Source organism: Shewanella sp. (genome assembly GCF_048265805.1).
Classification (GTDB): domain Bacteria; phylum Pseudomonadota; class Gammaproteobacteria; order Enterobacterales; family Shewanellaceae; genus Shewanella.
On record NZ_JBLXAT010000033.1, the window covers coordinates 28483 to 39314 of the forward strand.

Annotated in this window: 7 protein-coding genes; 6 read left to right on the top strand and 1 reads right to left on the bottom strand. The window is 43.3% G+C overall.

Annotated elements, in window-relative coordinates:
• Window positions 1–148: 148 nt before the first annotated feature.
• Window positions 149–2449, bottom strand: a complete 2301-nt coding sequence (locus tag ACN0TT_RS17800) for a toxin-antitoxin system YwqK family antitoxin (RefSeq protein WP_417763490.1) — start codon at window positions 2447–2449, stop codon at window positions 149–151.
• Between the two features lie 813 nt (window positions 2450–3262).
• Here ACN0TT_RS17800 and ACN0TT_RS17805 point away from each other — a divergent pair.
• The 6 genes from ACN0TT_RS17805 to ACN0TT_RS17830 all read left to right on the top strand — a co-directional run bounded on the left by ACN0TT_RS17805 (window position 3263) and on the right by ACN0TT_RS17830 (window position 10554).
• Window positions 3263–4447: an NAD(P)/FAD-dependent oxidoreductase gene (locus ACN0TT_RS17805; RefSeq protein WP_417763491.1), complete on the top strand. Its 1185-nt coding sequence runs from the start codon at window positions 3263–3265 to the stop codon at window positions 4445–4447.
• A 133-nt stretch (window positions 4448–4580) separates the two neighbouring features.
• A complete protein-coding gene (locus tag ACN0TT_RS17810) occupies window positions 4581–5408 on the top strand; it encodes a TnsA endonuclease N-terminal domain-containing protein (RefSeq protein WP_417763492.1) in 828 nt (275 codons plus the stop codon).
• Window positions 5395–7533 (top strand): transposase, encoded by a 2139-nt coding sequence (locus ACN0TT_RS17815; RefSeq protein ID WP_417763493.1) that lies wholly within the window; start codon window positions 5395–5397, stop codon window positions 7531–7533. The genes ACN0TT_RS17810 and ACN0TT_RS17815 overlap by 14 nt, the downstream gene beginning before the upstream one ends.
• Window positions 7530–8117, top strand: a complete 588-nt coding sequence (locus ACN0TT_RS17820; RefSeq protein WP_417763494.1) for an ATP-binding protein — start codon at window positions 7530–7532, stop codon at window positions 8115–8117. The genes ACN0TT_RS17815 and ACN0TT_RS17820 overlap by 4 nt, the downstream gene beginning before the upstream one ends.
• 61 nt (window positions 8118–8178) lie before the next feature.
• Window positions 8179–8940 carry a hypothetical protein gene (locus tag ACN0TT_RS17825; RefSeq protein ID WP_417763496.1) on the top strand — a complete coding sequence of 254 codons (762 nt, stop codon included), beginning with the start codon at window positions 8179–8181 and terminating at the stop codon, window positions 8938–8940.
• A gap of 27 nt (window positions 8941–8967) precedes the next feature.
• A complete protein-coding gene (locus tag ACN0TT_RS17830; protein WP_417763495.1) occupies window positions 8968–10554 on the top strand; it encodes a TnsD family Tn7-like transposition protein in 1587 nt (528 codons plus the stop codon).
• Window positions 10555–10832 lie beyond the last annotated feature (278 nt).

Here is a 10832-nt window from a genome sequence, read left to right on the forward strand (position 1 = left end):
CAACCGCAGGTTGCAATGGCTTAAAGCGATATACGCCTAGCGCAGCTTGGTATGGCGAAGCCATCGATCTCAACCACGATGTGAGCGCAACCGCTCACACTATTCATCAAGCACAGTGCTAACGAAATAACACTGCGCCACGCATTGCTTACCCTTTATATTCGGTTTTGATTAATTTGCCGTGTTGATCAAAATACTGCCAGTCACCGGACGGGCGTCCACTGATATAGCTGCCCTGAGTTCTCACCTGTCCATTGGTCCAGAACTCCTGCCACTCGCCTTCTTTGCGGTCATGTAAGTAAGTGCCCTGCTCCAACATTTTGCCGTTGCTATGAAAGTATTCTGCGGGACCTTCTTTTAAGCCTTTCACGTACTTTTCTTTTTGTTGTGGCCGACCGTTTGAGTGGAACGACTTGTAGCTGCCGTGTGGCTTGTCATATTCGTACTCAATTTCACTCTTCATTTGGCCATTTTCGTAATATTCCTGCGCGAGGCCATGTTTGCGACTGTCGTCGTAATGAACCGCCTGAGCGAGCGTGCCGTCTTCATACCATGACTGCCACAAACCAAACCATTGCCCTTTCTGCAATTGGCCCGCGATTTTGGTTTCACCGTTGCTCACATAAAACTCTTTGTAGTCACCGGTCTTTTGGCCTTTTTGCCAGTTTTCAACTTTATAGAGGATGTTTTTGGCAGTGTAAAATTCGGCGGTGCCGTGCTGCTTATTTTCGAGCCAATGAGTCTTATATCTCACGGTGCCTTCGGGAATAAAGCCATAGGTTGGGTCATCCGCCTGATAATAGTATTCCACCCATTCGCCCGTTTTTTGATTATCTAAGTAGTAGCCACTGCTACGGCGTCGCCCTTGATAATATTCAACAAATCGGCCTTCGGACTTACCCGCCACAAACTCTTGCTCGCGGCTTTTTTCGCCTTGATAGTAAGTGATCCAGTTGCCATGGCGTTTGTTATCAACATAGTTGCCCTCTTGTGTGAGATCACCATTAGCGGCCCACTGTTGATATTTACCGTTCAGATCGAATTTGTAGGCGTTGGCTTCTTTCTCGCTAGCATAATTTTCCAGCTTTTGCGGTTTGCCCGTGTCGTAAAATAATTCGTAACGGCCGACCAGTTGGCCATCTTTACGCTGCCCTTGCTCGCGCAAGGTGCCATTCATATGCCAGCTTTTGAATGGGCCATTTAGTTGACCATCAACATAAGTATTTTGCTCGCGTGGTTCACCTGAGCTGTAAAACGTTTTTGATAGACCATGGCGTTTACCCTGCTTATATTCAGTCTCTTCCAGTAAGATTTCACCAGAGTATCGCTTGTGCGTGCCATCACGTTCACCCATGACAAAATTGGCGGTTTCAATCGGTAAGCCATTTTCATCGTAATAACCAAAAGCGCCATGCAATGGGTATTGACCGTTAGCACCCACTTCGCTGGTATGGTAATTAGCACGCTTTGATAATTTGCCGTTAGGGTGGTATTGCAGTTGCTCACCAGACAGCATGTCGTTGTAGTAATTTTGCTGTTGCAGTAACTGGCCTTCGACACTGTAGCGCAGCAACTCACCTTCTAATTTGCCTTGCAGGTAGTGTGTAACGCTCACCAGTTGATTGTTGTTAAATTCCTTGCATGCGCCATGCTTAACACCCTGCTGATAATTACAACTCACCGTCAACGAGCCATCGGGGCTGAATTGCTCACTTAGACCATGCCGCTTGCCATCGTTGTATAACACCGTCGCCGCGCGGCTGTCGGCGCCGTAATACTGTACCCATTCGCCTTGCTGCTGGCCGTTGGCGTTGTATTGGCCCTCAAGGATGACCTCACCTTGTTCATTCTTGCTTTGGTATAAGCCATTGAGTTGGTTGTTGGCATAGTTCCACAGTTCAGCCACTTCGCCGTTGGGGTGAAATGTTTTCCAAACACCGTGGCGCAAGTTAGCCTGATAGGTTTCTACACTCTGCGGTTTGCCATTATTGTAAAAACGATTGACCTGAGTTTTCTCTCCATTGTCATAGCGCGTTGTTTCAACCACCTGCTGGCTAGTATTAAAACGTTGCCATTCACCAGTCGCCACGCCAGCGTTATAAAACTCGGTCTGTTCTACTGCACCGTCAACCGCAAAATACTGCCATTCACCGTGCCGCTTACCTGCTTGATATTGTCCGTTCAACACCCGTTGATTGCGCTGGTCAAACACTTGCCAGCTGCCGTTTACCAGCCCTTGATCAAACGCAGCCAATGTGTAGCCTTGGCTGTCGCGTACCAGTCGGTATTCGCCCTGCAATGGCATGCCATTACTCAGGTTATAGTAAACATCAAGCCCTTCGACTTTACGTACGTCCAACATACGATCGGCCAAGGTTTGGTTAGCCAATACTGGCCACGCTAATTGCAAACCGGAACATAGTAAAACCACACGCAAAAAACTATTCACAGGCATCTATCCCTATGTAAGCCAATATGAAAGTGGCGAATATTAGCACAAAGTGACAGCGGTGTAATTGCGGTTAACCATTTGAAAAATCTGGATAGACCAGCGATAACCACACTGAATTATCTGTCGCATTTATGATAAAAATGGTGATAAAAATTGGAACAACGACCAATTCAAACTCAGTAGAAATTTGGGGACAGCCACCAATTAAAGCTCAGCTAACCCACAGAATTATCAGGCAACGCCCTTTCCCCTTGGCGCAGCTCAGGTGCGTTGAGCAGACATCAAGCAATCGTTCGCCTTTCAACAAAGCCTGAAAACACATCGTGATTCACAGGATAACTCCGTGAATTCCCAGCACATGCGGACTTGTGGCCGTCGCCAGCATGGATGCTGGCGTCGAGCTTCCATGGATGGATTCACAGCGTGCCACAAGGATGCGTGTGCATAAGCCCGCTGCAGGCGATTTAGCACATCAATGCAGGCAAGCATCACCTTATCCTCTGGTGTGACCGCTCCCGCACATATATGTGCTCCGCGGTATTAATACTTCCTGTATGTCTTCCACGACTTTCGCAAACGAAGTTTGCAATCACTCAGTGATAAACTTAATCGTAGTGTGAGCACGAAAGCTCACGACGTTCGCAACCACAGGTTGCAATGGCTGAAAGCCATATACGCCAAGCGCAGCTTGGTATGGCGAAGCCATCAACCTAACTCGTCCAGTGAGCGCGAAAGCTCACCGACTCACCAAACATGGCGAAGCCAACCAGTTTTGCTACAATGCCGCCAAATTCACATGGGGAACAACACATGACACAGGTTGATGTCATCGTCATTGGTGCCGGTGCGGCAGGATTAATGTGTGCCGCACAAGCGGGCTATCGTGGCCGCCAAGTCACCGTATTAGATATGGGCAAAAAACCGGGACGTAAAATTTTGATCAGTGGCGGTGGCCGCTGCAATTTTACCAATGTGAATGCCAGCCCAGAAAACTACCTGTGTAATAACCCTCACTTTGTAAAATCGTGCCTAAGCCGCTATAGCCAACAGGACTTTATTGAGCTGGTAGAGCGCCACGGGCTGCAATATCACCATAAAACTCTAGGCCAGCTGTTTTGTGATAACTCCGCGCAAGACGTTGTGGATATTCTGCTGACCGAATGCGACTGGGCCGGAGTGAATATTGAGCTGCGCAGTGAAGTGCTATCGGTCAACGCCATTGACGGCGGTTACCAAGTGGATACGGCGCAAGGCAGTTACCAATGTGCGTCACTCGTCGTTGCCTCTGGTGGGCTGACCATGCCCAAATTAGGTGCCACGCCGATAGGCTACAAAATTGCGGCACAGTTTGGTTTAAAGGTGTTCCCTACCACGGCGGCGCTCGTGCCGTTTACCTTACATCAGCATGATAAAACCCGCTTTGAGTCGTTGGCGGGCATCAGCATTCCCTGCATTGTCACCAGTGAGAATGGCACTAGCTTTAAAGAAAACTTGCTGTTTACCCATCGCGGTTTGTCTGGCCCGGCGGTGTTACAGATCAGTTCATTTTGGCGCGCTGGTCAGGCGGTGAGCATCAACTTGCTGCCGGAGATTGAGTTAAAAGCCCAACTGCTGCAATGGCGTGAAACTCAAGGGCAAAAATCGGTGAAAAACTGCCTTGCGAGCTTATTACCTAAGCGTTTCATCGAAATACTCTATGACAGCCATGAACTGCCCGATACCAATGTGAACCAACTCACCCATAGCCAAATAGATGAGCTACATGCACATCTGCATGCTTGGTCAATCAAACCGAACGGTACTGAGGGCTACCGCACCGCCGAGGTGACGTTGGGCGGCGTAGATACTGACGAATTAAGCTCAAAAACCTTTGAAGCGAAGAAAGCGCCGGGGCTATATTTCATCGGTGAGGTGACCGATGTGACCGGCTGGCTCGGTGGCTATAACTTCCAATTTTGCTGGAGTAGTGGCTTTGCCGCTGGCCAATTTGTGTAACTATGTGTAGAGACAATAAAGTTTGCCCGTAAGCAATAAAGTTTGCCCGTAAGAAGATTTTTTTGACAATAAAGTTTGCCCGTAGTGATTTAGCTTACTATGATAAATCTAGATAGATATTATTGGATTGAGTATGGGACGTGGGCGTAAACTGGATTCATTTCAAGACTTTGAGCGAGCTTTAAAAAATAAATATGGGATCGGTCAAGGTTCTGAGTACAAACCTTGGCTCAGAATTCAGGATGTAAAATCTGAGGGAAAACGTTCGCTAATTTATGGTAGGAAGTCTCAAAGAGATCACCATATGATGTCTTCGATAGAGAGTGAGCACTTTCATCTCGCTGAATTTTCGCGCAGTGTGGTTGATATCAGAGAGCAGTTTCCTATTTTTCCTCTAAATTTTACACAGAAAGTAGCTAAAATCCTCGGTGTTGAGCACCCAATCCATCCTCATACGAAAGAGCCTATCATCATGACAACTGATCAGTTGCTCACGATAGACACCCCCCAAGGTGTTATATACCATGCGATTTCAGTCAAACCTGAAGGTAAATCTAGCGATCTACGAGTGGCCGAGAAAATCGATATTGAACGAGTATGTTGGGAGTTGCTTGGGATTAAGTTTAGATACTTTACCGGCAATGAATTAACTAGGGTCCAAAGTAGCAACCTTGCGTGGGCTTCATCCCCTTTTCGTGAGAATCCGATTAGCTTTTCTTTTGAGCAATTAGATTGCGCCCTCTCGCTAATAAACGTTGGACAATTCTTCGTTGAAGACCTTTGTAATCAGTTAATCTCAATGAACATCACTTCCCATAATGATGCTTTATTGCTAATTCGTTTCCTCATCGCCGACCACTTGATTGAGGTGGATCTATCAACAAATATTTCTGAATCAGGGCTTATTGATGTGATGTATGTTTCTGAACATCAAGGGGGGACGCTATATGGAGCTTGCTAGAAATAGTGTTTGGAGCGTAAATGATTCGGAGTTGCTAAAAGACGGTCTATATCGTTTGTTAGATATATTTCAGGATGTTGAATCTGTTATTTTATTTTCGTTAGACGATTCTTCCGCAACGGTAAGACCCATAGCTGTTTCACTAGAAAGTTTTATCGAGCTTATTTCTGGCCGTAACGCTAAACAGGCATTTTATGAATTGCCAAGTTATCTTCTTGTTGATGAAGAAAATATTTCAGATGATCACGTTGGTCGTCGAGATAAAAACTATGACTTCATCAAAGGTATTGTATTCGACAGAACCTTTATCTTTGATTATTCAACAAAAAAACGCTCACCTAAGCTTGCTAGATACTCAGAAGAAATTGGCGTAGACCGTAAATCTTTAGCTAGATTGCTTACCCTATATTGGCGAAATGGTCAGGACAAAATGGCTTTGTTACCAGCTTTCTCCAACAGTGGAGGCTTGGGGGCTGAACGGACCCCAACTACAAAGCCATTGGGGGCCCCAAAACAACCAAGGACCACAGCTGTTGATAGAGCGGCTAAGTTTATTGTTAGTGCTGATGATAAGAAAAATTTTAAAAAAGCATTAAAGAAGTACTACCTTAAAGAGTCGGGGTTAACGCTAGTAAAAACTTATAAAAATTTGCTCAAAGATAGTTATTCAAAAGAAATTAAACTAGCAGAAGCCATTGGTATTCCCCCTCAAGTACCAACAGAGAAACAGTTCAGATACTGGCATAAAAAGCTATTTAGTAAAGAGTTGACAATCAAAAAAAGAACGTCAGAAAATGATTACCTCAGAAATAAAAGAAGCGTACTTGGCAGCATCACTGATATCAGCTACCTAATAGGAGCTCATTTTGAAATTGATGCAACGGTTGCAGATGTCCATATCGTATCTGAACTTGGCTCTCAGTATATTTTAGGGCGGCCGACAATTTACATAGTGGTTGATAGAGCGAGTAGAATGATAGTCGGTATGCACGTATCGCTATACCATGCATCATGGCGTGCAGCTCGACAGGCATTAACAAATTGTTTTCTGCCAAAATCTGATTACTGTAAGAGTTTTGGGATAGAGATAGGTGATTCACAGTGGCCGTGTGCTCATATTCCTAAAGAGTTGGTTTGCGACAATGGAGAAATGATTGGCATACAACCAAAGAAAGCTCTGACGCCTATGACACAACTATCTTTTACGCCACCGTATCGACCTGATTGTAAGGGAGTTGTGGAAAAAAGATTTGATATACTTAACGATGAAGTAGTTCACGAATTACTAGGGACAACGAGAGGTGGGCTGGTTGTTCGGGGTAGCCGTGATCCAAGAAAAGATGCAATCTATACGTTAAGAGAGGTTACAGCTGAAATTATAAAAGCTGTTCTAGAACATAATCGGTCAATTTTTGATGACTTAGCCTTTTCTAGCCCTCTACTTGTTGAGCATGACCTTTCTCCAACCCCTATTAACTACTGGAAAATACATCTTGCTAAGCATAAACATGAACTTCAATTAGCTAATAGTGATGAAGTTATTGCTAGATTACTGCCTTCAGCTGAAGTCAGTATGACTCGAAGCGGAATATATTTTAATGGTATGTACTATTCTTGTGCAGATGTTGAAGAGCGTAATCTAGCCTCTGTCGCTAGGTCATCAGGACGTTGGAAACTTGAAGCACGAATTGATGAAAATACAACTAATTATATTTATGTTCGCTTAGACAAAAATAGAAAATTCATTAAGTGTTACTTGTTACCTCGAAGTCGAATTTTGGGTGATAAGTCTATGTTTGACGCTGCATTTATTCAGGATTGGCTCGATACTAAGAAAGAACTAACCCCTATATCAACGACATCAATTGATGATCATAGACATCGTCAGGAAGTCACTCGGCAAGCTAAGCGTAGAAGTAAAATTGCTGAAAATGTCTCTTTTAAAGACAAAACGAGCAACACCCGTCAGCGCCGAAAGGAAGAATTAGAAGCTACAACAAATATAATTTCATCAGACTCTGAGACTTCAGATACTAATGTTTCCCCTTATTCTTCCCCTTTAGGTAATAAAATTATCCCGTTACCAAAAGGTAGAAAAAGAAGAACCAATGGAGGTGGGTCATGAGAGTGGAATCTGCTGTATATAAAAAGGCAATTTTACCTGAGCATCAGGGCAATCCGCTTATAGAGGCACTCCCAACCAAGAAATCATGGGAGAGTGTCATGGAGGATTTTAGCAATTATCCTGATTACTCGGAAGAAATCGCTGATCACCCAGATCCATTGGTTCGCGATGAGTATCTAAATCGTATTGAAGAAATTAGGCAACCACTAACTGATTATGAAGCATGTTTTAGAGCAGTGGAGCGATCTATTAAAAAGGGGTATTCGGCGAAAAATCCACTTAGCCCTACCACTGCACAGTACCTACATTATCTAGTTGATGAAAGACCAGACATCGAACCTCGAACAGGCTTTTTTCAGCCTAAAGGAGATGGGCTGACTCTCATTGGTGAAAGCGGTGTCGGCAAAACTTCGATGATTGAACAAGTTCTGGGTTACTTCCCAAATGTTATTGTTCATGAGTCCTATCAAGATCAGCAATTAGAATTAAGTAAACAAGTGGTTTGGATAAAAGTCGACTGTCCTAGTAATTCTAGCGTTAGGGATTTGTGTGAAGAAATATTATCAACATTAGTTAGCACTTGATAGAGAAAAAACTAAACCAGCAGGAACCATAGGTGCTTTAATTCGACAGCTAGAGCAGTGTATCAAGTCTAGTTTTCTAGGTATGTTAGTTATTGATGAAATGCAGAACCTTCAGTTCAAAAGAACAGGTGGTGAAAACAACTTGTTAAGATTTTTGCATAGGCTTGTGAACAAACTAGGTGTGCCACTCTTCTTCGTGGCAAATCCTCCATTTGATCAGTCTCTTATTAAGGAGCTCAAGGCTGCCCGTCGAGCAGAAAGTGGTTACCATCATACTATGTCAGTCTTGGCAAGGGACAGTGTTTCATGGAATGCATTTATAGAGCAACTTTGGCAATATCAATGGACGAATGTTTATACAGAGCTTACGGAAGAACTTAATGATGCTATACACCAGCTTTCTGTTGGCAATATTGATATGGCAAGTCGCACTTATAGGGAAGCACAGCGCTTAGCTATTGGCTCAATGGATGAGCGAATCACCGTCGCCACGTTAAGTGCTGGTAATGCTGTTGCTTGTGGATTATCTAAACAAACAGAGGAAATTAACCAAGTAAGAGTATCAATTGCTTTACCGAAAGGTAAACAACGTAGATCCGAAACGGCTACCGTATCTGTTGATAAAACTGGTGATATAACTAAACCTCAGCATCCAGAGTTTTCTTCTCAGATTATAGAGCTGTTAGGTGCAGTAGATTTATCCACCAGGATCAGGGAACCAGACCTATTTCAACAAGCTTCGGAAGCCGATGACCCGATTCAATACCTGCGAAGGAGAAGGGTTTTGTTGGACGATCCTTTATCAGAACTGTCCTATAGTTAAATAAACTTAGTAACAAAAGGGTTTATTATGCAGTTGCCAAGGGCTTTGCCTGATGAAACCCTTTTTAGCCGCATTGTTCGTTCTTTATCCTCGTCGGGCATTATAAAAGAACAATTTTTATCTGCCTTAGTTGGTAACCGACGAGCAGTCATTCATCCTTATCTTTCGGCTAATTTAACAGCGATTAGTCGCTCTACTAGTGAGTCGGCACCAGAGTTACTTTGCAACCAAACATTAAGGCCTCTGTTTTCTCATTACCTGCCTCGATATCAACATCTAATCTGTGATTGCTCAATATCATTGAATGAATTAATCAGAGCTTGTCAGCTATCTAAATTCAGGGAATGCGAACCACTAACTGTAAAGTATTGCCCACTGTGTGCTAATGACGATTTACATAACACCGGCGTTGCTTATTGGCACTGCATACATCAAATTCCTGGTGTGGATGTTTGTGCTGTCCATGGTGTTTGGCTTTCACATAATGGGTTTAAAGGACGAGAGCATATTAACTCGAATTTTTTACCAACTCCGGGTCGCCATCAGGAAAAGTGTGAACCACTGGCTATAAAGTTTGCCGAATTTGCAGAAAGAAAACTCCGCTCTATTCAAACTCACTCGTTACATAATCGCGATTCAATGCAATATAAACCTCTGTTGGCTCAAAAAGGATTTGTAACAACAACTAGCCGAGTAAAGCGCATTCAGTTAATGAATGCGCTATATGACTTGTCAGAAAAAATCTTGCTCTCCAATAATCCACTTCGCATAACGTCAAATAAGGATTTCAGGTATATCGAATCATTGCTTAATGGTTCATTTCACGTTCATCCATTTAAACACCTGCTGATCGAGTTTTTTCTTACCCACGAGCACTCTTTTGAATACCTACAGACAAAAGATTCTCCATCAGAGCTAAAATCCCGCGATGCTTGTGAAGCTGAAGCTCGCTGTTGTGCTCTATTGCAATATGGAGTTTCGATGATACAAGTCAGCAGAGAGATTGGTAAAAGTAGATGTTATGTCAAGGCGGTAGCTCTAAAGCATGGAGTCCCTGTAAATCTAAAGCCAAAGAAAATAACAGATATAGTCAAAGAACGTATTATTGATATGGCATACAAAGGCTTTCACCGCTCAGAAATTGCCCGTAAACTCGGTATTTCATCAGGTAGTGTTGAACTAATTATTTCGATAACAACCGGGCTAGTTGAGTGGAGAAAGAAGTGTAAATCTGATTCACTGAAACGACGGTATCAATGCCAAATATTAAGATATTGCCAACATCATTTTAATTCTAGTCGGCAGGATGTTAGACAATCTTGTGAAGCTGCATTTTTTTGGTTGTACTTCCATCATCCTAGCTGGTTAGATCAACATCTTCCTGAGCCGAAAAAAACTCAACATGTAGATCGAGTAAATTGGGATGAAAGAGATTCCGAACTATCCAAGTTAGTTACTTCAATATTATCTAAGATTGATCACAAAGTATCGAGAACAGAATTAGATCGCATGTTGGGTTCTCATGGCTGGCTCACTTCGAGAAAGGACAAGCTGCCTCTAACAGTTGAAGCGTATTATAAATATTACGAGTCAAAAAAGACATCAAGACCTTGAATATAAATGAGAAATTTTTTCACGTTAGCTGAGCTACCCACGAGGTTTTGTGCACACAATCGGTTTAGGAAATAAAGTTGGCTAACGGTTTAAGATTTGAACTTTGGGTAAATAGAAAACAGTCGTTATTCATAGACATCTCTGTTAAACTTCCTACCATAGTCAGTTCAGTTTTATTAGCCCCCTACATCAGATTAAGACAAGGGCAACCGCATGAATGCTTATTAATTGAACACACTGCTAAATCCCGCTGTTAATACGTCCTCCAGATAATCGGT